The sequence below is a fragment of the Galbibacter sp. genome, from assembly GCF_048266365.1.
GTDB lineage: Bacteria > Bacteroidota > Bacteroidia > Flavobacteriales > Flavobacteriaceae > Galbibacter.
In genome coordinates this window covers 48,634-74,046 of the sequence record NZ_JBLWZP010000009.1, presented here as the reverse complement: position 1 = coordinate 74,046, position 25,413 = coordinate 48,634, and the positions used below count along the sequence as shown (strand labels likewise).

18 protein-coding genes are annotated in these 25,413 nt (G+C 38.3%); 8 read left to right on the top strand and 10 right to left on the bottom strand.

All coding sequences use genetic code 11. The features are described 5' to 3' along the window. Nucleotides 1-4 precede the first annotated feature (4 nt). From ACN0TV_RS13150 to ACN0TV_RS13140, 3 genes are all read left to right on the top strand, one after another. Nucleotides 5-2,131: a Tex family protein gene (locus tag ACN0TV_RS13150; RefSeq protein WP_417363380.1), complete on the top strand. Its 2,127-nt coding sequence runs from the start codon at nt 5-7 to the stop codon at nt 2,129-2,131. Between the two features lie 104 nt (nt 2,132-2,235). Further along, nucleotides 2,236-2,754 carry a ferritin gene (locus ACN0TV_RS13145; RefSeq protein ID WP_417363379.1) on the top strand — a complete coding sequence of 173 codons (519 nt, stop codon included), beginning with the start codon at nt 2,236-2,238 and terminating at the stop codon, nt 2,752-2,754. Between the two features lie 425 nt (nt 2,755-3,179). Continuing rightward, a complete protein-coding gene (locus ACN0TV_RS13140; protein WP_417363378.1) occupies nt 3,180-4,715 on the top strand; it encodes a bifunctional GNAT family N-acetyltransferase/carbon-nitrogen hydrolase family protein in 1,536 nt (511 codons plus the stop codon). Between the two features lie 29 nt (nt 4,716-4,744). On the opposite strand, the gene ACN0TV_RS13135 is transcribed toward ACN0TV_RS13140, so the two are convergent. After that, nucleotides 4,745-5,206, bottom strand: a complete 462-nt coding sequence (locus tag ACN0TV_RS13135) for a CBS domain-containing protein (protein WP_417363377.1) — start codon at nt 5,204-5,206, stop codon at nt 4,745-4,747. Between the two features lie 184 nt (nt 5,207-5,390). Between ACN0TV_RS13135 and ACN0TV_RS13130 the strand changes: the two genes are divergently transcribed. From ACN0TV_RS13130 to ACN0TV_RS13120, 3 genes are all read left to right on the top strand, one after another. Beyond that, nucleotides 5,391-7,658 (top strand): M28 family peptidase, encoded by a 2,268-nt coding sequence (locus tag ACN0TV_RS13130; protein ID WP_417363376.1) that lies wholly within the window; start codon nt 5,391-5,393, stop codon nt 7,656-7,658. Then, nucleotides 7,658-8,470: an SDR family oxidoreductase gene (locus ACN0TV_RS13125; RefSeq protein ID WP_417363375.1), complete on the top strand. Its 813-nt coding sequence runs from the start codon at nt 7,658-7,660 to the stop codon at nt 8,468-8,470. The genes ACN0TV_RS13130 and ACN0TV_RS13125 overlap by 1 nt, the downstream gene beginning before the upstream one ends. A gap of 422 nt (nt 8,471-8,892) precedes the next feature. Continuing rightward, entirely contained in the window at nt 8,893-9,600 is a 708-nt protein-coding gene (locus tag ACN0TV_RS13120; protein WP_417363374.1) for a hypothetical protein, read from the top strand. A gap of 100 nt (nt 9,601-9,700) precedes the next feature. Here ACN0TV_RS13120 and ACN0TV_RS13115 read toward each other — a convergent pair whose 3' ends face one another. Continuing rightward, nucleotides 9,701-11,776, bottom strand: coding sequence for a M13 family metallopeptidase (locus ACN0TV_RS13115; protein WP_417363373.1), 2,076 nt, complete (start codon nt 11,774-11,776; stop codon nt 9,701-9,703). Between the two features lie 239 nt (nt 11,777-12,015). Between ACN0TV_RS13115 and ACN0TV_RS13110 the strand changes: the two genes are divergently transcribed. After that, nucleotides 12,016-13,848: a family 43 glycosylhydrolase gene (locus ACN0TV_RS13110; protein ID WP_417363372.1), complete on the top strand. Its 1,833-nt coding sequence runs from the start codon at nt 12,016-12,018 to the stop codon at nt 13,846-13,848. A 75-nt stretch (nt 13,849-13,923) separates the two neighbouring features. Beyond that, nucleotides 13,924-14,472, top strand: a complete 549-nt coding sequence (locus tag ACN0TV_RS13105; RefSeq protein WP_417363371.1) for a hypothetical protein — start codon at nt 13,924-13,926, stop codon at nt 14,470-14,472. A gap of 40 nt (nt 14,473-14,512) precedes the next feature. Here ACN0TV_RS13105 and ACN0TV_RS13100 read toward each other — a convergent pair whose 3' ends face one another. The 8 genes from ACN0TV_RS13100 to ACN0TV_RS13065 form a co-directional block, all read right to left on the bottom strand. Next, nucleotides 14,513-14,803 (bottom strand): hypothetical protein, encoded by a 291-nt coding sequence (locus tag ACN0TV_RS13100; protein WP_417363370.1) that lies wholly within the window; start codon nt 14,801-14,803, stop codon nt 14,513-14,515. A gap of 456 nt (nt 14,804-15,259) precedes the next feature. Continuing rightward, nucleotides 15,260-17,077, bottom strand: a complete 1,818-nt coding sequence (locus tag ACN0TV_RS13095; protein ID WP_417363369.1) for a cytochrome c oxidase subunit I — start codon at nt 17,075-17,077, stop codon at nt 15,260-15,262. A 45-nt stretch (nt 17,078-17,122) separates the two neighbouring features. Then, a complete protein-coding gene (locus ACN0TV_RS13090) occupies nt 17,123-18,190 on the bottom strand; it encodes a cytochrome c oxidase subunit II (protein ID WP_417363368.1) in 1,068 nt (355 codons plus the stop codon). 32 nt (nt 18,191-18,222) lie between these two features. Next, nucleotides 18,223-19,548, bottom strand: coding sequence for a quinol:cytochrome C oxidoreductase (locus ACN0TV_RS13085; protein WP_417363367.1), 1,326 nt, complete (start codon nt 19,546-19,548; stop codon nt 18,223-18,225). A gap of 34 nt (nt 19,549-19,582) precedes the next feature. Further along, the gene (locus ACN0TV_RS13080) at nt 19,583-20,173 is read right to left on the bottom strand and encodes a c-type cytochrome (protein WP_417363366.1); all 591 of its coding nucleotides are present in this window, start codon (nt 20,171-20,173) and stop codon (nt 19,583-19,585) included. Nucleotides 20,174-20,182: 9 nt separating this feature from the next. Then, nucleotides 20,183-20,707 (bottom strand): DUF3341 domain-containing protein, encoded by a 525-nt coding sequence (locus tag ACN0TV_RS13075; RefSeq protein WP_417363365.1) that lies wholly within the window; start codon nt 20,705-20,707, stop codon nt 20,183-20,185. 14 nt (nt 20,708-20,721) lie between these two features. Further along, nucleotides 20,722-22,200 (bottom strand): NrfD/PsrC family molybdoenzyme membrane anchor subunit, encoded by a 1,479-nt coding sequence (gene nrfD, locus ACN0TV_RS13070; RefSeq protein ID WP_417363364.1) that lies wholly within the window; start codon nt 22,198-22,200, stop codon nt 20,722-20,724. A gap of 35 nt (nt 22,201-22,235) precedes the next feature. Further along, complete coding sequence (locus tag ACN0TV_RS13065) at nt 22,236-25,340, bottom strand: TAT-variant-translocated molybdopterin oxidoreductase (RefSeq protein WP_417363363.1); 3,105 nt, start codon at nt 25,338-25,340, stop codon at nt 22,236-22,238. Nucleotides 25,341-25,413: the final 73 nt, after the last annotated feature.

Genomic DNA, 25,413 nt, shown 5'->3' with positions numbered 1-25,413 from the left:
GCTTATGCTTTCCATGCTCGATTATATTAGTTCGCGAACGTCCATTGCCAACAAGGGGATTCAAAACACCATTAACCTCCTGGATCAAGACTGCAGTATACCTTTTATTTCAAGGTATCGCAAGGAAATGACAGGTAATTTAGATGAAGTTCAGGTTGGTTCTATTTCCAATTTAAAAAAGGAGTTTGAAACCCTAGAGGCTCGAAAATTAAGCATCTTAAAAGCCATAGCAGAACAACAACAGCTAACCGACCAACTCAAACAACAGATTGATAATTGTGAAGAAATGGCTGTATTGGAAGACTTGTATCTTCCCTATAAAAAAAGCAGAAAAACAAAGGCGGATACGGCACGAGAAAATGGATTGGAGCCCCTGGCAAAAATCATTATGGCTCAAAATGCAACTGACCTAGACTCCATTGCGGCCCAATACATTTCTAAGCAAGTTGACTCTAAGGAAACTGCTCTTGAGGGAGCACGTCAAATCATTGCGCAATGGATCAGAGAACGTATTGACATTAGAAATCAGCTTCGAAGACAGTTCGATCGCCAAGCCGTTCTACAAACCAAAAAGGTAGAGACTGTTGACAATCCAGAGGCTGCTCAAAAGCACAGTGACTATTTTAATTGGAGTGAACCTCTCGCGAAATGCCCTTCCCATCGCTTATTGGCGATTTTAAGGGCAGAATCCTTGGGGTTTATAAAAATTAAAATTGAGATCGACGACCAAAGCGCACTAGACACCATAAACAATAGACTTATCAAGGGCAGAAATCACTGTACCCAGCAGATAGAGCTAGCAGCCCTAGATGCCTATAAACGCCTCCTATATCCAGCGCTCTCCAAAGAGTCTTTGTCCACAGCAAAGGAAAAGGCAGATGACACCGCTATTGTTGTTTTTGAAAAGAATTTAACCCAACTACTGTTGAGTCCACCATTAGGAGAAAAACGAATATTGGCCTTGGATCCTGGTTTTAAAAGCGGCTGTAAATTGGTTTGTTTAGATCAAAAAGGAATTCTTTTACACAATGAGACTATCTACCCTCACCCCCCTAGAAAGGAAGCTTCTCAGGCCATTAAAAAGATAATTACCCTTATTAATGCCTATAAAATAGAAGCCATAGCCATAGGTAACGGAACAGCTTCTAGAGAAACAGAACAACTCATAAAACGCATCGCTTTTGAAAAGCCAGTTCAGGTTTTTGTTGTCAGTGAAGCAGGTGCATCCATATATTCAGCTTCTAAGATCGCAAGAGCAGAGTTCCCAAACTATGATGTTACTGTAAGAGGTGCGGTTTCCATTGGTAGAAGATTATCAGACCCCCTTGCTGAGTTAGTAAAAATTGATGCCAAATCCATAGGTGTGGGCCAATACCAACACGATGTAGATCAGCTTAAACTACAACAGCGTTTAGATCGCGTAGTTGAGAGTTGTGTCAATAAAGTCGGAATCAACCTGAATACTGCCAGTAAATCCCTATTGCGTTATGTCTCAGGAATCGGAGAAAAGTTAGCCGAGAACATCATAGATTACAGAGAACAAAACGGTGCTTTCACTTCTAGAAAAGAGCTTTTACATGTAGCCCGACTGGGCGATAAAGCTTTTGAGCAAAGCGCAGGTTTCCTTAGGATTAAAAACCCAATTAATCCATTGGATGATTCTGCAGTACACCCTGAGCGGTATACTCTTGTAGCGCAAATGGCTAAAGATTTGGGTACTGGGTTAGACCAACTTATAGGGGAACCACAGAAAATTGATCAAATCCCATTAGAGCGTTATACCAGCGACAAAGTTGGAATGCTTACCTTAAAGGATATTATAGAGGAATTAAAAAAACCAGGTCTTGATCCAAGAGCCAAAGCCCGTATTTTTGAATTTGATCCCAATATTAAATCCATCAAAGATTTAAAAGCTGGTCAGATCCTTCCGGGGATCATTAATAATGTGACCAATTTTGGATGCTTTGTAGATATCGGTATCAAAGAAAGTGGATTAGTACACATCTCAAACCTCAGTGATACTTATGTATCTGATGTCAATGAAATCGTTAGTGTACAGCAACATGTAAAGGTGAAAGTACTTGAGGTGGATTTGACTCGTAGCCGCATACAACTCTCTATGAACTTCTAGAAACGCTAAGCTATAATTAGACTGTTTTTAAATTAAAACTACCACACTAAATTACTTCAGTTCCAAAGGATAATTTTATAACTTTAGCTTTAAAAGCAGATATTATGATAGTAAAGAAGGTTGAAGAATTATTAAACAAGCAGATTACGGTAGAAGCTGAATCATCACAAATCTATTTAGCTATGGCTTGTTGGGCGGAAGTAAAGGGATTGCAAGGTGTTGCTCAATTCATGTTCGCTCAATCTGACGAGGAAAGAGAGCATATGCTCAAACTAGTCAAATTTATAAACGAACGTGGTGGACATGCAAAAATATCAGCTTTAAAAGCTCCCAATGTGACTTTTAACAGTTTTAAAGACATGTTCCAAATGCTACTCGATCACGAGATCTTTGTATCGGAAAGCATTAATGAATTAGTTCATCTTACCCTGCAGGAGAAAGATTATTCCACACATAACTTCTTACAGTGGTACGTGGCTGAACAAATCGAAGAGGAGGCTATGGCTAGAACTATTTTGGATAAAATCAATTTAATTGGTGATGACAAGGGTGGCCTCTATTTATTCGATAGAGACATACAACAAATGACAGCCAATACCTCAGCTACATTACCTGCTGGATAATTTTAGAAGATATTAGTGTTAAAGTTTATTTAGATTTAATTTAAATAAATATATTTGCCCATTGTTATACGAAATAGGTATAGTCTTGGGCAAAAATAAGAAAGACAAAAAGGACAAAAAGGATAAAAAAAACAAGCTTAAAGATCTTAAGACAAAAGGTCTTAAGTCCAATTGTTGTGAAAAATATCGAAAAAGCGAATCTAAACGCTGTGGCAGATGTCCTTGCTTCGACTTAGTAAAAGAAAAAGCTGCTTAGGTTAAACCAAAGTCGCTCGGCTACCATACCAAAGCGACTTTAGGTGATAGAGACACTTTCCCACCTCTTTGCTTTACTTTTTTTCCTAAATTAACAACTGTTAAGGCAGTCTCTTTTTTAAATCGACTTCCCTCCTTCCCCAAGCACGCAAAAATTCAATATATCTAATATGGAAACCATCAACAAACTTGAAGTTCGGAATTTAGTAATGCAGGACTATTTAGAACTGCGGACTTCCATGATAGAAGCCTATAATGGGATTGAAGATGCACCCTGGAAACAAAGTGAAATTCGTAAATTACTATCGCTTTTTCCCGACGGTCAATTGGTGGTTTTGGTAGACGACAAAGTCGTAGGCTGCGCCCTTTCTATTATTCTAGATCAATCCCAAATTGACGACAACCATACCTATGAAGAAATCACCGGGAATTATACCTTTTCAACACACAACCCTAAAGGGAATATCTTATATGGAATCGATGTATTTATACACCCCAAATACAGGGGTCTGCGATTAGGAAGACGGCTTTATGAAAAGCGAAAAGAGCTCACTGAGCAATTAAACCTAAAGTCCATTATGTTTGCCGGCCGTATTCCAAACTACAATAAATACGCCGACCAAATTACCCCTAAAGACTATATTGAAAAGGTCAAAATGAAGGAACTATTTGATCCAGTACTGGCTTTTCAATTGAGTAACGATTTTCACGTCAAGAAAATCATGAAAAATTATTTGGAAGGCGACGTCCATTCCTTAGAATATGCTGTTCTTATGGAATGGCACAATATTTATTACGACCAAAGTCCTAAATTGATCAACCTAGAAAAATCAGTGGTTCGACTTGGACTTATCCAATGGCAAATGCGGCCTTTAAAGAATCTTGAATCCCTGTTTGATCAGGCGGAGTTCTTCATAGACGCGGTATCAGGTTATGGCAGTGATTTCGCACTATTTCCCGAGTTTTTTATTGCCCCATTAATGGCTGATTACAATCACCTCAATGAAGCGGATGCCATAAGAGAGCTGGCAAAATACACCGAGCCCATCTATCAGAAGTTTCAGGAATTTGCCATCTCATACAACATCAATATCATCACCGGTAGTATGCCACATATTGTAGATGGTAATTTATACAACTCTGGCTTTTTGTGTAAACGCGATGGTTCTTCAGAGATTTACACAAAAATACATATTACACCCAATGAAGTTGCACATTGGGGAATGAAGGGTGGTGACCAAATCAAAACCTTTGACACGGATTGTGGCAAGATTGGTATTATGATTTGTTATGATATAGAATTCCCAGAACTCAGTAGAATTATGGCTGACCAAGGAATGCAATTGCTCTTTGTCCCGTTTTTAACTGACACTCAAAATGGCTATACCAGAGTTAAGAGCTGTGCGCAAGCAAGAGCTATTGAAAACGAATGTTATGTCGTAATTGCGGGCTGCGTAGGTAATTTACCTAAAGTCAATAATATGGACATACAATACGCCCAAGCGGCAGTTCTCACACCCTCCGATTTTGCCTTCCCAAACGATGGCATTAAAGCACAGGCAACTCCGAATACAGAAATGACTCTTATCGTTGATGTCAATATGGACTTATTAAAGGAACTCCATCAATACGGGAGCGTTCGGGTTTTAAAGGATCGCAGACACGACCTTTATGAGGTGGTTAACAAACAGCAAACCAAAGGTTAGAATCGACTCACTGCAGCACACCCTAAGGATTAATAATTATGACTATTGAGTTTTAAGGCTGCAATAACCACATCCTTTCTACTGATCTGACCAACAAGTTTACCCTGATCCATCACCGGTAGACGACGTCTATGTCCATTGTAAAACTGAGACGCTGCGTCAAAGATATTCATATCGGAAGGAATTGTCTCTACCTGGGTGGTCATAAACCTTTCTACACTTTTATCTAAAATAGGTTGGTTGAAGTAACGACTTTCTGAAATTTGCTTCATACAATCAGCTTCGGATATTATACCAACTAATTTTCCCCTATCATCACAAACTGGTCCCCCTGAAATCTTATGTTTCACCAAAAGCTCCATGACCTCCAGTATGGATTGCTCGGGTTTAAAGATCACCAAATTCCTCGTCATATAATCTGACACCAATATGGGAGCGTGGTACTCCTTCTTTTGATCTTCCCTGGCTCCCTGAAAACTTTTAATACCCATCCTGCTCTGTTTTTTTAAATTGCTGTAAACATTAAATATAGTGAAAATATTTGGATATTTTATAAATTATTCGCAATTATATCATTAAATTTTGTGCGTATTACTAAAAACATAAAATCAGGAAAATAGTACCAATTAATAATATATTCCGTATTTTTATGAAAGGTCATCAAAACAACAGTGTTTGAAAAAATTTAGTCTTATCATATCCTTTCTTATTCTACTAGCTGTTTGCGCATGGCGATTTTATGATCTAATGCCGCAAGAGAATAGTAGCACCTATGGTTATTCGATAGAGACTGTGCAAAAACACATCAAAAAAATATCCGGTCGTCCCCATTATGTAGGGACCGAAGCACATAAGGAAGTACAATCGTATTTGATTGCTGAACTTGAGTCGATGGGATTGCAAGTTGAAACTCAACATGGCAGTAGCATCGGGAATTGGGGAAACTACACCAAGGTGAGTAACATACTGGCTAGGATTAAAGGGACACATTCATCAGAGGCTCTATTGCTATTATCCCATTACGATAGCAGCCCACACTCTTCCCTTGGTGCGAGCGATGATGCTGTCGGAGTCAGCGTAATTCTAGAAGGAATAAACAACCTTATTAAAAGTGGAAAAACACCGAAAAATGACATCATTGTTCTTTTTAGCGATGCAGAGGAGATCGGACTGCTTGGTGCTCGATTATTTGTAAGTAAACATCGCTGGGCAAGGGATGTTGGATTGGTATTAAACTTTGAAGCCAGAGGAAGTGGTGGACCTAGTTATATGCTATTGGAAACCAATAGTGGAAACCAGAAGCTCATCGAAAGTTTTGAACAAGCCGGGGTTGAATATCCCGTCGCAAATTCGCTCACCTATAGTATTTACAAAATGCTACCCAACGACACAGATCTAACTGTTTTTAGAGAAATTGGTAATATCGATGGCTTTAATTTTGCATTCATTGATGATCACTTTGATTACCATACTGCCAATGACAGTTACGAGAATGTGAATCAAAATACCCTGCGTCATCAGATCTCATACTTGGCTCCTCTTTTAGACTACTTCGCCAATACGGATCTTAGCGATTTAAAATCTAATAAGGACAACGTCTATTTTGACTTTCCAGTATTTAATTTCGTTTACTATCCATTTAGCTGGATCGTTCCATTGCTAGTTCTAGCTACACTTCTATTTTTATATATTTTCTATTTAGGAATTTCCAACAGAAGTATAAATTCAAAAGGGATCTTTAAGAGCTTATTTGCCTTTATTGGTTGTATCGTAATTTGCGGAGCAATTGGCTATTTTGCCTGGCCCCTACTCAAGACAATCTATCCCAATTATAGCGATATATTACAAGGTTTCCCATATAATGGACACTATTATATCGCTGCCTTTACCGCGCTTAGTTTTACCGTCTGCTTTTTCATCTATTCAAGGTTAAAAGACGTCGAAATCGCAGAACTGGTCATTGTTCCTATTGGACTGTGGCTGCTTTTGTGCCTCGGAATAGCGTTTTATCTTAAAGGAGCTAGCTTTTTCATCATACCCGTATACGCAACCCTAGGTTCACTTTGGATGTTGATTAAAAGTGGTGAAAAAAGGCCTCCTATAGGATACCTGATTGCACTATGTATCCCAGCACTTTGGATCCTTGCACCTCTAATCCAAATGTTCCCAGTAGGATTAGGTATGAAATTATTAGGTAGTAGTACTGTAATTAGTGTTCTCCTATTTGGATTGTTACTACCAGTGATAGGACAGTATAAAAACAAAAGAAATTATTCCGTAGTAGGACTCAGTATTACAGCTGTATTTTTAATAGCAGCACACTTACAGGCTTCGCCTACCAAAGAGACACCACACCCTACCAGTCTGGTGTATCAACTGGACTTGGATACCGAGAAAGCATATTGGGCCACCTATAACAATAAACTGGATCCCTGGATTCAACAATACATATCAGACACCATAAAACCCAGTAGGCTCTCCGAAGGATTGACTAGTAAATATGCAACCAACTATACAAAAATTGCACCTGCTCCAGTTAAAGATATTAAGGGACCTACAATAAAAGTTATACAAGACACTACCATTATAGGTAGAAGAAAGATAAAAATACGCATCACACATAATAGAAAAGTAGATCGATTAGAAGTTACCACCTCAGCTACTAAAATAAGTAAATGCACCATTAATGGTGTACCAATACCATTGAATTACTTATTCCAAAGATCAGATCGGCTTTTCACCCATTATATCAGTGAGAATCAATCTACCGATATTGAACTAGAGTGTAGCCAACAAGACCAACTAAGCTTTGAATTTTACGAGGCTTCTTATGACCTTTTAAACCACCCTTTATTCAGTGTTCCGGATCGACCAGTGAACACCATTGTAATGCCCTTTGTTTTAAACGATGCGGTACTCACTAAAAAAACTCTAATATTATAATGCAAAAAACAATTGGGATTTTGGGATGCGGATGGTTGGGATTTCCGCTGGCTAAACACTTTGCAAACAAGGGCTACCAAGTAAGGGGGTCAACAACCTCTGTTGATAAAATCCTATCATTAGCCCTACACGACATAAATCCTTTCCTTATCGCGGTGCACAATCATCACACTGAAGGAAATTTGGATTATTTTTTGAAAGATCTTGATGTCTTGGTCATTAACCTTCCTCCAAGATTAAATTCTAATCCGAAATCAAATTTCGTATCCAAAATACGAACATTGATCAAAAAAGTCCAGGACACAACCACCAAAAACATCATCTTTATCAGTAGTACATCCGTCTATGGAAACGCTGAGTGTATGGTGGATGAAAACAGCCTTACTCGACCACTTACTGAGAGTGGAAGGCAGATTTTGGAAGCGGAAAAATTATTGATGGATTGTGAGAATTTATCTATTAAAGTAATTCGGTGCGCAGGACTTTATGGACCGGGAAGACATCCGGTGTTTCAACTCGCCAATCGGGACAGTTTACAAAATCCAAATCAGCCAGTGAATCTGATTCATTTAGAAGATTGTATTGGCATCATCCATCATGTGATGGACAATGTCATCGATAGTCCAATCATTAATGCTGTTGCACCCTCACACCCGACAAGGAAAGAATATTATTCTAGAATTGCAAAAAAGTTGGATCTAAAGCTACCTCCTTTCGAAGGGGAAGAATTGACCCTAGGAAAGACCGTAAATTCCATTTATATTAACAGTAAGTTAGGATATGAATTCAAATATCCAGAGCTGGATATGTGACTTCCGTTAAAATCCTTAACACATAGACTATATTCCAGTTAAATAATGGTTAAACCAATTATAAATGATCAAGTTATGCGTCTATGTTTAGTATCTTTACACCAGTGAAGAAAAAGAAAAAGAATTATAGTTTTCATTTTTTGAACTTATAAGATTAGGTTAGGTTTTTAAGTTAGTTTAGATTAGTTTATTAAGAAAGAGAGCGGTTTTTAACTAGCTCTCTTTTTTTTATACACATGGTTATCATCTATTATACAACGACATAAATTATTGGGATTCTACAGTAGTGAGTCTGTAGGTGCAAATAACCTTAATTGCGTATAGGAACTCTTAAAAAAATACACAGCCAGCATATTAAAAAAATTAATAGCTTTGCGCTAAACTACAATAGTACAACGAGGTTAAACCATAACTAGTTAGAGATGAAGAAAACACTTACTACAATTATGCTTTGTTCTTTTTGCTTTGGATTCTCCCAAAGCAATTCGCAACTTTTTACGCATTACAAAGCTTTTTACGAGCAAATGAAGGAACAAGGTGATGTGCAAGGCGTTATTAATGCATTAACGCACATGAACGTACTACAACCCAATGAGGCTCGTAAGGACACCCTTGCTTTTTTCTATAGTAATTCAGGACAACATGTACAAGCTATAAATTTACTAGGAACAGAAAATGACCCAAAGGCATCGGATTTGGCAGTAGAAGTCAAAGCACGCTCACTAAAGGCTTTAAATCAGCCTCAACTAGCCGTGGCGCAATTTGATATTATGTTCGGAAGAAAACCTGATATTTATGTAGCCTACGACATAGTTGATCTCAACCTACAAATAGGTAAGACTGCGGAAGCTGAAACCTATATCAAATATGGTTTGGAACACGCTACAGATAAGGATGTGTTACCATTTTATCAATCAAACCCTCCTTACCAAGTTCCCTTAAAGGCTGCATTTACGTATCAAAAAGGTTTGTTGGCATACAATAAGGATAAAACTAACATCGATCAGGCGATCACCTATATTGACCAGGCGATTGCAATAGCTCCTAATTTTAAATTGGCGCTTCAAATCAAAGAGCTTTTACTAAATCAAAAGGCTCAAGAGGCTACTCCGGCTACGGAACAGAAATAAGCTTTAAAAGTTACTCCTATATTACAAAAGGCATCCAGAGTAAAATAAGGATGCCTTTTGTTTTGTTATAACGAATCATGACTTCTTCATCAAGAACTCCTTACCAAATCTTAACGCGCTCTTCAGGATTGAGGTATATAGCATCCCCTTGCTTAATATCGAAGGCTTTGTAAAACACTTCCATGTTAATTAAAGGTTGGGTTGCACGATACATCCCTGGAGAATGTGGATCTGTTTTTATTCTAGTTTTTAACGCCTCATCTCTCATCTTAGTTCTCCATACGGTTGCCCAAGACATAAAGAATCGTTGCTCTGGAGTAAATCCATCGATTAATCCAGGTGCTCCGTGCTCCTTAAGGTGTAATTGTAAACCGTCATAAGCAGCATTCACTCCACCAAGATCTCCAATGTTTTCACCAAGGGTAAACTTACCATTGATAAATACATCTGGAAGCACTTCAATACGACTATACTGTGCAGCCAAAGAATCACCCAAAGCATTGAATTGGGTTAAATCTTTATCGGTCCACCAGTTTTGAAGGTTACCATCGGCGTTGTAATCCGCACCACTATCATCAAAACTGTGGGATATCTCGTGCCCGATAACTGCACCAATACCTCCATAATTCACAGCAGCATCAGCCGTAAAATTAAAAAATGGTGGCTGAAGAATTGCAGCTGGGAATACGATCTCATTAAACGAAGGATTAAAATACGCATTTACCGTTTGAGGTGACATAAACCACTCCGATTTATCGACAGGCTTACCTAACTTGTCAATGGTACGATTAAAATGCCATTTTCGAATGTTTAGGCCATTTTGGAAGTAGGATCCACCTTGATCAGCTACTTTAATATCTATTGCAGAATAATCCTTCCATACATCAGGATAACCAACTTTAACGGTTGTTTTTTCAATTTTCTCAATGGCCTTTTTCTTGGTCATTGGATCCATCCAAGGCAATGCATTGATTCTTGCTTCATAAGCCTCAAATACATTCGCTACCATTTCTTTTGCGATAGCCTTTGCCTCAGCCGGAAATTTCTTCTCTACATAGAGTTTACCTAAAGCCTCACCCAAAGATCCGTTTACTCTTTGAAGTGCTCTTTTCTCAAGCGGTTCTTGTTTTTTAGCGCCTCTTAACTCTTTGCTATAAAAATCCCAATTTGCACGCTCCATATCCATGGATAAGTTGCTAGCAGCCCCGTTAAGCAATGACCAGCGAAGGTAATTTTTCAATGTTGCAACGTTTGACTCTTGGAATACATCTTGTAAAGATTCTATATAAGCCACTTGGCTGATATCAATGGTATCTACACTAGGAGCACCAATGGCACTCAAATAACCCTTCCAGTCAAATGCTGAAACCTTTTGCTGTAAATCAGCAATGGCAGTTGGATTATAAGTTGTATTAGGGTCTCTTCTTTGAACCTTATCCAACATTGGTTCTGCCAATTGCGTTTCAAAAGTAAGAATTTCTTCAGCCTGCTTAGCTGCTTGCTCTTGATCTAAACCAATGAATTGAAGCATTCTGGTAATGTGGGCAACATACTTCTCTCTAATCTCCTTACTATCATCGTCTTGGTCTAAGTAGTAATCACGGTCAGGAAGACCTAAACTACCAGCTCCGAGATAAGCAGTATTCTTATTACTATCCTTGGCATCTGAACCTACACCAAATCTGAATATGGTTGGCCCGGTAACAGGGGTCATTTCGGTTAAATAATTTTGTAGATCGCCAACATTTTTAATCGTCTCTATTTTATCTAAATAGGGCTTTAACGGACTTACGCCTTGCTCATTTCTAGAGGTGGTATCCATGATAGATTGGAATAAGCGTACCGCTTTTGCCTGATCTGAATTCGGATCCAAATTTGGGTTCTTTTCAGCTTCATATAAAACGGCCAAAGCATCGTTATCGGTTTGAACACGTAGTTCATTGAAACTCCCCCAGGTAGTTTTATCATCTGGGATTGTAGTTTCATCAAGCCATGTTCCATTAACATATCTGAAAAAATCTTCTTTAGGGCTAGTGGTAGTATCCATATAGGATAAATTAATACCGGGAATAGTTTCCACTTCAGCCACTTCCTTTTTGTTCTCAGTCTTACAAGCAGTCACTAGTAAAACTGAACTTAACCCATAAAACAAAGGTTTTTGGAGATTGAACTTCATATTAGAATCGTTTTGTTAAAAATTAAGGCAATTTAACATAATTTGTTATTCTTCAGAGAGTTTAGTTTTTAAATTAACAATATATTAGGGATTTAAGCAACAATGGATGGATTTAAGTATCATAAACTCTTGAAATTATGGATATTCTTAGGATTGATGTATAGATGATGTATTAAATTTCTTGTAAGTGTGTACTGGTTATAGGTAGTTTAGCAATACAAATTAAAAGCAATAGCCTAATGTTCATCGATACACTATATTTTCAGCGGTTTAATTTTCTACTATGTACAATTACTATCTTATGGACTACTTCCATGGTAGCACAGCAAGAAATACTCGCGAGGGACTACAAAACCTATTGTAATCCTATCGATATTGATTACACCTATATGTCGCATTATAGAGCCAGTAGAAACGTTTCCTATCGTTCGGGTGCGGACCCTGCAGTAGTAAACTTTAAAGGGAAGTACTATATGTTCGTGACCAGATCGCACGGTTATTGGAGTTCAACAGACATGAGTAATTGGAATTTTATCCGTCCCCAATCTTGGTATTTTAATGGGAGCAACGCCCCGGCAGCAGCAGTGCGCAATGGAAAAATTCTTGTATTAGCAGATCCTTCCGGAAGAGGAGCAGTCATTGAAACCGATAATCCAAAACTCGGGGATTGGAAAACAAATTTCGCAGTCATCAACACCAATAACGGTGTCCAAGACCCAGACATCTTTGTCGATGATGATAACCGCGTCTATCTTTATGAAGAATCCTCCAACAAGTGGCCGATTCGTGGTGTTGAGCTAGATACAGCAAATTATTACATTCCTATAGGAGAGCAAAAGGATCTCATAACCTTGCATCCGGATAAACATGGATGGGAACGCTTTGGACAAGACCATAAATCTGAGCTAAAACCCTTTATTGAAGGGCCTTGGATGATAAAGCACCAAGACACGTATTATTTAGAATATGGAGCGCCTGGAACGCAATGGAATGTCTATGCCGATGGCGTGTACACATCAAAAAATCCTCTAGGTCCTTTCACTTATGCACCATATAACCCAGTTTCTTATAAACCGGGAGGCTTTCTAAAAGGATCAGGACATGGAAGTACCGTAAAAGACCATCAAGGAAATCTTTGGCACTATGCCACCATGGCGATCTCAGTGAATTACAAATTTGAAAGGCGCATAGGTATGTATCCTGCAGGTTTTGAGGACAACGGTCAAATGTTTGTCAATACTGCTTACGGAGATTACCCACATTACTTACCATCAGTGGAGGTTCCAGACCATAAAGACAGATTTACTGGGTGGATGTTATTATCCTACAAAAAGCCAGTAAGCACGAACTCCCCCTTAGTTAAAGGTCAGAACAATGTTGCTGATGAAAGTGAAAAAGGCTATATGCAGGAACAAATTAAAGGCTTTGAGATCGATAAAATCAATGATGAAGAAATACGTTCCTATTGGGTATCTGTTGCAAATAATGACTCCATTTATGTAAAAATTGACATGGAAAAACCAATGGATGTCAAAGCAATTCAAATCAACTTTCAAGATTATAAAAGTGCAATTTTCGGAAAACCAGACACCTTGAAACAACGCTTCACTATTGAGGGGTCATTGGATGGACAGAAATGGTCAACCATTGCAGATTACTCTAAAAACAATAGAGACATGCCTCATGGCTATATCGAATTAGAAGCTCCTGTTGAAGCACGTTATATCCGTTATAATCATATCTATTGTACAAATAAGTATTTGGCGATTTCTGAATTTAGAGTCTTTGGAAACGGAAAGGAAAACAAACCCAAGATGCCGAAAAATTTTGAGGTGGTTCGAGATCAGGATCGAAGAAATGCTCATCTTAGCTGGGAAAAGGTAAAAGATGCCATGGGATATGTGATTTATTGGGGCATAGAAAAAGACAAACTCAATTTATCCGCATTGATGTACGGGGAGCCTAATTATGAACTTAGAGCACTAAGTACCGCTCAGGACTACTATTACCGGGTGGAGGCGTTTAACGAAAATGGAATATCAACAAGCAGCAAGATTCTGTATACAAAATAAGTGTTGCTCCATAAAAATACCTTGTCATTTGGAAATGGACTCCTTATCTTTGGTGTGTATGTAAACACATTTGCGTTGAAAAGATTTCAATATATTTTAATAGTGTCAGGCTTATTACTCTCAGTAGGCTGTGGAAACAATAAAGAAGGCTCACAAGATCAGGATGTTGAGATAGACTCTACTGCGGTGAGTTATAAGGCCCTTCCCCCTATTGCCTCCATCAGTCAAGAGAAAATGAACACTATCAGCGAATGGAAAAAATTTAGAGAACTGAGTATCCTTATGGAGCGATTCCAAAGACAGGATCACGGAGATTTGACATACTTTGCAGAAGAATTCTCCAGACTTAACAATGAACTCGCAAAAGATTCCTTAATACCGCAAAAATTTGATAAACCAGCGGTAAACAGTCGAGTATTGGTCCTAAATACCTATTCTAAACAACTCATGAATCGTCTAGAAGAAAATGCTGTTATCGACTCCATAGAGGTCTCAAGATCACGTGTATTGAACTCCTACAACGCCCTGCGATTACAGCTAGCTGAGCAACTTAAGAGTAAGTTGTTTGAGGAGTTTCTTAAAAAGCAGGATAAAAATAACAGTACAAAAAAAGACACGAAATAAGCTCCATCTAAAATCTTCTCATCCCTAGAGCTACAACATGTTACTTCTTTAGGAATCGATCCTTTTGTCTTATGTTCTGCTGCTGTAAGAATGAAAGGTATAAATTAATAAATACATTCACTAACATTATCGTAATCCCAAAGCCGTGACTATAGCCGAGGCCTAGCACCAAAACCACAAAGCAAATTAGAACATATGCAATAAGGTGGCTAATTTCGGCTGATATCATTTCACTACTCAAGTTTTGAAAATCACTAACTTGAATTCTTCGTTCTAACTTAAGGTTTGGCCTAGGGTTAAATTGCTTAATGAAGGTATTTTGACAATCCATTTAAGAAAATGGAGTCCGATATAACCATTGAGATTTTCAATTTTAATAAAGTTGATGTCCAACAATCTCCAGTGGTGGAATTCAGTGTTTTATATGGGTAGATAGAAAAGCATTTGGAAGATCCATGAAAAAAAAGAGGTAAAGATACTTATGCCAAAGTATATAATAATGCGTGATTTACTATAGGTTATGAAAACCAAAATACTTAAATACACCAATCTAAATTGGGAATATTTTGAAGAATTCCAAACAACCTATATGCACCATAAAAACAGATCCCTATTTGAATAACCAATATTGAAAACTGAAGCCCCTCTCAAGGGTCTCATGTCAATACCATTTAGGGCCTTTTAAAGCCAATTACAGGACCTTATCCAAAGTAACCGACACATCCCTATAACCTAAAAAAGCCATCCGAAGATGGCTTTAACTATATGACAGTCTTTTGAATATAATTTAGTGATTAAATTCGTCCTCATTTTCCTGTAGAGGAATGTGTTGAGGAACAAAATCTTGACCTGGTAGCACATATTCACCATCCTCATTAACCTTACTGTAATCATAAGGCCATCTGTGAACTTCAGGAATCGCACCTGGCCAATTTCCGTGGATGTGCTCTACTGGAGTAGTCCATTCAAGCGTTGTTGCATTCCATGGGTTTTGAGTAGCTTTCTTACCATAGAATATACTGTGGAAGAAGTTATACAAGAATACGACTTGAACAAGTGCAGCGATAATTGCAAATACAGTCATCACAATTTGAATGTCAGTTAAGTCATCAAACATAGGGAATGCTGTATTGGTATAGTATCTTCTTGGCACACCTGCCATTCCGACAAAGTGCATTGGGAAGAATACCCCATAAGAACAGATTGCGGTAATCCAGAAGTGGATGTAACCTAAGTTCTTATTCATCATTGTTCCAAACATTTTAGGATACCAATGATAGATACCAGCTAACATACCGTATACTGCAGATATACCCATTACAAGGTGGAAGTGAGCAATAACGAAATATGTATCGTGAACATTAATATCCAAGGCACTATCTCCGAGAATTATCCCAGTTAAACCTCCGGTGATGAATGTAGAAACGAAACCAATAGACCACAACATGGCTACGTTCATTTGAAGGTTACCCTTCCAAATGGTAGTAATCCAGTTAAATGCTTTAACCGCTGAAGGAATTGCAATCAACAGCGTTGTGAAAGTAAACACAGATCCTAGGAATGGGTTCATTCCAGATACGAACATGTGGTGTCCCCAAACAATAGTTGATAAGAATCCAATAGCTAATATAGATGCTACCATCGCTCTATATCCAAAAATTGGTTTTCTAGAGTTGGTAGACAAAACTTCCGATACAATACCCATTGCAGGTAAAATAACGATATATACCTCTGGGTGACCTAGGAACCAGAACAAGTGTTCAAAGAGTACTGGTGAACCACCTTGATAGTGTAAAACTTCGCCTTGAATAAAGATATCCGACAAGAAGAAAGAAGTTCCAAAACTACGGTCCATGATTAATAGTAAGGCAGCTGCCAATAATACTGGGAAAGATACAATACCGATAATTGCAGTAACGAAGAACGCCCAAACAGTTAAAGGTAATCTTGTCATTGACATTCCTTTTGTACGTAAGTTCAATACTGTAACTACGTAGTTCAATGACCCAAGTAAAGAAGAGGCAATAAAGATACCCATAGAGATCAACCACATTGTCATCCCTGTCCCTGAACCTCCTTGAGCTTGTGGTAATGCACTAAGTGGAGGATAAATGGTCCATCCTGCAGCTGCAGGTCCAGCTTCTACAAAAAGTGAAAGAAGCATGATTACTGCTGATATAAAGAACAACCAGTAAGACACCATGTTCATAAAACCAGATGCCATGTCACGTGCACCGATTTGAAGCGGTATCAATAAGTTACTGAAAGTACCACTTAGTCCTTGAGTCAAAACGAAGAATACCATGATGGTACCGTGTATCGTTACAAGTGCCAAATATATATTAGGATCCATTACGCCTTCAGGCGCCCATTTCCCAAGCAAAATTTCGAATATTTTAAATGACTCTCCAGGCCATGCAATCTGCATTCTAAAAAGAACCGACATCATAATCCCGATAACCCCCATAAACAACATAGTAATCAAATATTGCTTAGAGATCATCTTATGATCCATGCTAAAGATATACTTTGTTATAAAGCTCTGTTTATGATGACCATGATCATGTGCGTGATCTTCCATATGCGCTTGTGATGTTGCTGACATAATCTTTCTCCTTTAAAACTATTTTATATATATTATTATTACCAATTACTGGGCAGCAGCCATTTGTTGTTTAAATGTATCTTGCTGCTTAATCCAGGCGTCAAATTCTTCTTGTGTCTCAACTATAATTTTCATTTGCATGTTATAGTGAGAAGATCCACAAATTTTGTTACATAAAAGGATATAGTCAAATTCCCAATGATCAACATTATCTACTTCGCCGTCCGCTTTTTTGTCAGCCCTTATTTGATTAATATGACTAACTTTCTCAACCATATCAGGATCCATTCTCATGTCTGCTGTAGTTACAGAAGGTGTAAAAGCAAATTGGGTAATCATCCCAGGAACAACATTCATCTGTGCTCTAAAGTGAGGCATATAAGCCGAGTGTAAAACGTCTTGAGAACGCATTTTGAAGATCACTTTTCGTCCCACAGGCAAGTGAATTTCTGTTTGTGATACAACATCATCATCAGCATAAGGATCAGATTCATCGACTCCTAACATGTTATTTTTGTCAATATCAATCAAACGAACATTCGCACTTCCTAATACATTGTCATTTCCGGCGTAACGAGCTTTCCAGTTAAACTGCTGAGCATAAAGCTCAATAATAAGAGGATCTCCCTCTTCTTCGTCAACATTCATAACTGAAGTCCAAGTGAAAAGACCATAAAGAATTAATCCAGCCAAGGTAATTACTGGAATTATGGTCCAGATGAATTCTAATCTGTCATTATCAGCATAAAAAAGTGCTTTTTTTCCTTTCTCCCCTCGGTACTTATAGGCAAAGTAGTGCAGTAAAAACTGCGTGATAAATTGTACCGTAAAGATAAGAGCCATGGAAATAAACATCAAATTATCTATTTGTTCCCCATGCTCAGATGCTGGAATTCCAAGTAATACACCTCCCCACTCCCAAAAACAATATATGGTTAATAGGTAGATGAAAACCATGAAAGCAAACATTAAATACCCGTTAACCTTGTTATCCTTATCATTGGCTATTTGTGAATTATCAGCATTAACCTGAGACAATTCAAAAATCTTTGTCATCTGCCAAATCGCAATGGCAACAAGTAGAAGAACAATTATTATTAATACAGCAGTCATCGTATATATCCTGTTTACTATTTATTATTCAATTAATAATGAAAGTGTTTACTTTCTTCAATATATGGGTTCCTTTTGGCTAGTAATGATGGCGTCTTCGCGATAGCATTAAACACAACATATATGAATAATCCTAAGAAGAACAATACACTTGAGATCTCTGGAATACCGAAGCTCCATAGCTCGCCAACTGTAGAAGGCATCACCCATTGGAACACATCCATATAATGTCCAATTAGGACAAACACTCCAGCAATCATTACAAACCATCCCTTACGTTTGAAATCAGTATTCATCAGTATAAGGAAAGGGAATACAAAGTTAAATACCAGCATTCCAAAAAACACAATATTGTAGTGCTCAACTCGAGTCATAAAGTATGCGGACTCCTCAGGGATGTTTGCATACCAGATCAACATAAATTGACCAAACCACAGATATGACCAGAAAATACTCAATCCGAAAATATACTTGGCCAAGTCATGTAAGTGACTATCGTTAATAAAGTCTACTATACCTTTAGATTTCAGATACACTAAAACCATTGCAATTACAGTTACACCGGAAACGAACATACTCGCAAAGATGTACCAAGCAAATAATGTACTATACCAGTGTGGTTCTAGACCCATAAACCAGTCCCAAGCCATCAACGCTTCTGTTACAAAGAAAAATAACAAGAAAAAAACTGATGATTTGAATATCTTTTTATAAGGAGTGTAGTCTTCAGCCTCGTCTTGTAGTCTTGACTGTTTAACAACATAATATCTATAGAAACACCAACCTCCTAAGAACAATAATGATCTAATTAAGAAAAATGGTACATTAAGGTATCCTGATTTTAACTGAAGAATCTTATCATGGGCCATGATATCCGGATCCATCCAAATATACAAATGGTTCATTTGGAAACCGGCAGTCAATATGTAAAATACATATAAGATAATTGCGCCTGGTACCATATAGGCCGTAACCCCTTCCATAATACGGAATAAAACTGGCGACCAACCTGCGGAGGATACATGTTGTACAGCATAGAACACCAAGGCTCCTAAGGACAACATAAAGAAAAAGAAGGCAGCGATTAAGAACGCAGACCATGGCCTATTTTGTAATTTACTTAGCGTATGAGCATCATGTTCTGCATGTGCCTCACTTTGTGCTGTAGTATTTTCGTGATGAGTGGCAGCCTGAGCTTCCTCATGCCCACCACCGTGGTGTGCTTCCGTGGATGCCACAATGGCCTTAGCCTCTTCAATCGTAGAAGGAGCGCTTAAAAAACCATATCCTATCCCAAGAACACCAACTATCATTAAAATGAAAGATGTTATTCTTAATCTATTTGAAAACGTATACATATCCTTGAATCTTCTTTTTGATAGTTGATTTTAGTTATTTATTCTCTAAATCCTGCTTTAAGGTCAATACATATTCGACAACCTTCCAACGTTCTTCCTCATTAACTTGGTTCGCATATGAACCCATAGCGTTCAACCCATAGCGTATTACGTGATAGATACTTCCTTCAGTAATCGCACGACCAGAGTCGTCATAACTTGGAATACCCAACAATTTTTCACGTTCTACTAGGATACCTTGTCCGTCTCCTTTGTCACCATGGCATACGGCACAGTAGATACCATATAACTGTTTCCCTTCATTCAAATAGTCATCTGTAAAGGTGGAATCAGCATTTCTATACTCCCCAATAGGAGTTGGATTTTTCAAATTTGCTTTAGCTGCTGCATAACCTTCTAAGGTATTTGGGTACTCATAAGGCATATGTCCCCTAGCAACAGTACCATCAACCGGTAATTGTGCTACTATACCATTTCTAAACGCACTTGATTCCTGATAAGTCTCGTAACTTATAGGCTCGTACATATCTGGCATAAATTGATAATTTGGACTCCTTTTATCGTGGCATGAGGCAACTATTGCTGCAACTCCAAGTACCATCCCTATTTTTCCAAAAACTTTCATTTCGTATGATTAATGCTTTTCTGAAACTTTAACCTCTACTGCTCCAGTATCAACTAGAAGTTTGGTTAGTTCCTCTTCATTATTATTTAAAACTATTTCCATCATAAAATGGTCATCCGTAGTTCGAACATCTGGATTTTCAGCCTCTTTAAATGGCCACAACTTACTTCTCATATAAAAAGTAATAACCATTAAGTGAGCAGCAAAAAACACGGTCATCTCAAACATAATTGGAATAAAAGCTGGAGAGTTTTCTATGAAACTAAAGCTTGGTTTACCACCAATATTTTGAGGCCAATCGTCTATCATGATGAAATTCATCATGGCAATTGCTACTGTCAATCCAACACAACCATACAAGAAAGAAGTAATTGCAATTCTTGTAGGAGCTAGACCCATAGCTTTATCCAACCCATGGACTGGAAAAGGGGTATAAACTTCATCAATATGATGATGCGCATCTCTAACACGCTTTACAGCAGACATTAAAATGTCGTCATCATTGTATAGTGCCTGTATAACTTTTGAAGCCATCGATTTACGTTATTTTATTTGGTTGCTTGATCTGAACTGTTCGTATCTGTACTTGAGTAATTTGAAGTACGTACGTCAACAGCAGCTCCTGCAATTGATTTACCCTCAACGTCGCGAATACGTTTGTAACGCTCTCCTGAAGATTTTAATATTGTTTTAATTTCAGCCTGTGCAATCACTGGGAATGTTCTAGCATACAAAAGGAACAACACAAAGAAAAATCCTATCGTTCCAAGATAAATACCAACATCTACAAATGTTGGTGAGAACATAGCCCATGACGAAGGAAGGTGTCCTTTACTCAAGTTGATTACGATAATGTCGAAACGTTCAAACCACATTCCTATGTTAATCACAATCGAAACAATGAAAGACCATGTGAAATTCCTTCTTAATTTTTTAACCCACAGCGTTTGTGGCACGATAAAGTTACAGATAATCAGTGCCCAAAATGCCCACCAGTAAGGACCTGTAGCAGCTCCAATGGAAAGGTACGTATAATCTTCATAGTTCGTACCTGAATACCAAGCAATGAAAAACTCTGTGATATAAGCAACACTTACAATACCACCGGTAAGTAGAATAACTTTATTCATATACTCGATGTGTACTCTAGTGATATAAGCTTCTAAATTAGATACTTTACGCATGATGATCAGCAGTGTCAATACCATGGCGAACCCAGAGAAAATCGCTCCCGCAACGAAATAAGGAGGATAAATGGTACTGTGCCATCCTGCAACTACTGAAGTAGCAAAGTCAAAAGATACAATGGTGTGTACTGAAAGCACCAATGGAGTAGCCAAACCAGCCAAAACCAAGGAAACTTCTTCAAAACGTTGCCAGTCTTTAGCACGTCCTGTCCAACCAAAACTAAGTAAACTGTATATTTTCTTTTGGAAAGGTTTCACTGCTCTGTCACGTAACATGGCAAAGTCAGGCAATAGTCCAGTCCACCAGAAAACCAAAGAAACAGAAAGGTAAGTTGAGATTGCAAAAACGTCCCATAATAATGGGGAGTTAAAGTTTACCCATAATGAACCAAACTGGTTTGGTATTGGAAGTACCCAATATGCCAACCATGGACGACCCATGTGAATAAGTGGAAACAATCCTGCTTGGACAACCGAGAAAATGGTCATAGCCTCTGCCGAACGGTTTACCGCCATTCTCCATTTCTGACGAAATAATAAAAGTACAGCTGAGATCAGTGTACCGGCGTGACCGATACCTACCCACCAAACGAAGTTGGTAATATCCCAGGCCCATCCAACAGTTTTATTTAAACCCCAAACTCCGATACCAGTTGAAATGGTATAAATAATACAACCGATTCCCCAAAGAAAGGCAACTAAGGCGATTGAAAAAGCAATCCACCATAATTTATTTGCTCTTCCCTCTACTGGGGCGGCTATGTCTACAGTAACATCATGGTAAGATTTCTCTCCAGCTACTAAGGGTTCACGTATAGGTGCTTCGTAATGCGACGCCATAATACTTTATATAATTATACTTATTAAATCCTTTATTAAACTTCTTCTGTATTTCTAACTCTTGTATGATAGAAAACATTCGGACGAGTACCTTTAAAGCCAAGCAAGTGATACATACGATTACTAGCTTTTTGTTTAACTATTTCACTCTCCTTATCATTTACATCACCGAAAACCATAGCACCTGAGCTACAAGCTGCTGAACAAGCAGTTTTAAACTCACCATCCTTAATTGGTCTTCCTTCTTTTTTGGCATCAAGAATAGTTTTCTGTGTCATTTGAATACACATAGAACATTTCTCCATAACACCACGAGATCTAACTACTACGTCTGGATTCAACACCATTCTACCAAGGTCATCATTCATATGGAAATCAAACTCATCATTTTCATTATAACGGAACCAGTTAAAGCGACGAACTTTGTAAGGACAGTTATTCGCACAGTAACGAGTACCAACACAACGGTTATAAATCATTTGGTTTTGACCTTGACGTCCATGTGATGTTGCCGCAACTGGGCATACAGTTTCACAAGGAGCGTGATTACAGTGCTGACACATCACGGGTTGGAATGCCACCTGAGGATTCTCAGAAGGGTGCTCCAATTGATGGTAAGTACTGATAGAGTTTGGTGCAGCGTCAACTACATCCATATCGCCTTCAAAAGTTTCTTCTGAAGAATAGTAGCGGTCGATACGCAACCAGTGCATATCCCTATATTTTCTTACTTCGCTCTTACCAACTACAGGCACGTTGTTTTCTGCGTGACACGCAATAACACAAGCCCCACATCCGGTACAAGCATTAAGATCTACAGATAAATTAAAGTGATGTCCTATACTAGAGTCAAAAGTTGACCAAAGTGTCGCATCATCAGCAGGAACTTCAACGTGATTCAAAGAAACTACTGGTTGTGGATTCCAAAGTTCAGAATCTTTGGTATTAAAGATTTCCAAAGAAGTCTCACGAAGGATATCTCCCCTTCCATCCATAGTACTCTTCATTTGCACAGAAGCAAATTCGTGAATACCTGAAGTTTTCTCAATTTTCACTGGTTGGGATAAATCAAAACCGCTGTACAAAGCGTAAGCATTAACTCCTGTTTGCATTGGAGTTTTAAGTCCTAATTTTTTACCGTAACCAAATGAAAGTCCTACAGTATTTTTAGCCTGTCCTGGTTGAATTAAAACAGGAACCTTTTCAAGAGTCACATCACCAACAGTAACTTTAGCGTAATTTCCGTTTAAACCACCGTCAGATTCAGTATAGTTTTCAAAATCTAAACGCTCGGCATCTGCTAATGAAATTGTCAAGTAGTTATCCCAAGTATTTCTGGTTAACGGATCAGGCAACTCTTGCAACCATGGGTTGTTGGCTTGTTGCCCATCTCCCATACTTACTTTGGAGTAAAGCGTAAGCTCCATTCCTTCAACAGGAGTGGTTCCAGCCAAGGCTCTTACAGCATCACTAACAGAGACTACAGTTGCTTCCGCTTCAGCTTGTGGAGTTTCAGCAACTACTGGACCATTTTCAACCTCGCTAGCAACAGTTGAGGATTCGTATACCCCATCGTGTAACGCTTGATTCCAAGAACCGAGTCCTAAGATAGAAGACTCCCAAGTTTGTTTAATATAATCGTGATAGTTTATTGAGTTACCAGTCCATTTCAAGATAGCATCTTGGAATTGTTTGGTATTAAACAACGGACGAATAGTCGGTTGCATTAAACTATACATTCCTTTTTTCATTTCTACATCACCCCAAGACTCCAAATAATGAGGAGCAGCGGCAACAAACGTAGTCTTACTAGCCGTTTCATCTTCTTTCAACGAGAAAGCAACAGAAAGATCTACTTTAGCCAAACCAGCTTCAAACTCAGCTGCATTAGGCATTGTATATAATGGGTTAACGTTACTTGTTACCAAAACACCAACCTTACCTGAATTCATATCAGCAACAAGTTGGTTCAATGCTTTAACATTACCTTGTCTAGTCAATTTAGGCTTATCAGCATCCATGACTACACTTGAGATTGTTTTATTGATCGCCAATACAACTTTCTGTGCATTGACATCACTAATTCCGGTAACAACAACAGCTTTTCTTCCAGCTCTTGCGACTTGAGTGGCTGCAGCTTTAACAGCTTCATCAATATGAGCAGGAAGTGACCCAGCAACCGATCTTCCGTTTAGGTAACCGTAAAATTTAGCTAAAGCAACTTTTAATTCTGAAGGTGTCAATGGAACTCTCTTATCAGCGTTAGCTCCGGTTAAGCTCATATTCGATTCGAAATGAATATGGCGAGACATCTTCCCGTTAGTAGGGACACGTCCTTTTGCATAACCAGCATCATGTCCACCACCTTGCCAATCACCTAGGAAGTCAGCAGCAAAAGAAACGATGATCTCAGCTTTTGAGAAATCATAATCTGCTAATGCTCTCTTACCAAAAGTACTCTCAAAGGCATCAAGAGCAGCATCTTCAGAGATGGCATCGTACTGAATATGCTTCACATTTCCGAATTTCTCAGAAAATTCAGCAATTAGCTTATCTGTTGAAGGGCTCGCATAAGTTTGAGTCAATAAGGCAATTTGCTTTCCAGAGGCTTTTGCTGCATTTAAAGCAGCTACTACCTGAGTATCTAAATCGTCCCATGAAGTGTATTCACCTTTAGATTTAGGCCCTTGTACTCTCAAACTATCATAAAGATCTAAAACGGAAGCGAACACTCTCGCATTCGGACTACCGTTAATTTTAGCCTCTTTATTGTGCTCGACCATAATAGGTCTTCCCTCGCGTGTCTTAATTAATATGCTTGTAAAATCGAAACCATTCGCTATGGTAGTTGCATAATAATTTGCAATACCTGGGATGATATTTTCCGGTTGTACTACATAAGGGATAGACTTGGTAACAGGTCCCTCACAAGCTGCAAGTGAAGCAGCTGCAGTGGTAAAACCTACATATTTAAGAAAGTCCCTTCTACTAGTAGACGAAGCACCCAATGCCTCCTCATTTCCTAAAAACTCAGCTGTAGGGATTTCCTCAACAAACTCATTCTGTTTAAGCGTTTCCGCGATAGAACTATTAGGATTTAGTTCCTCAACACTTGACCAGTATTTCCTGTTTGATGCCATGTTATATATAACTATTTTAAATCGATCCTTTTACAGATCTACTTAGATTCTTAATTTTTAATGTTTACGAAAT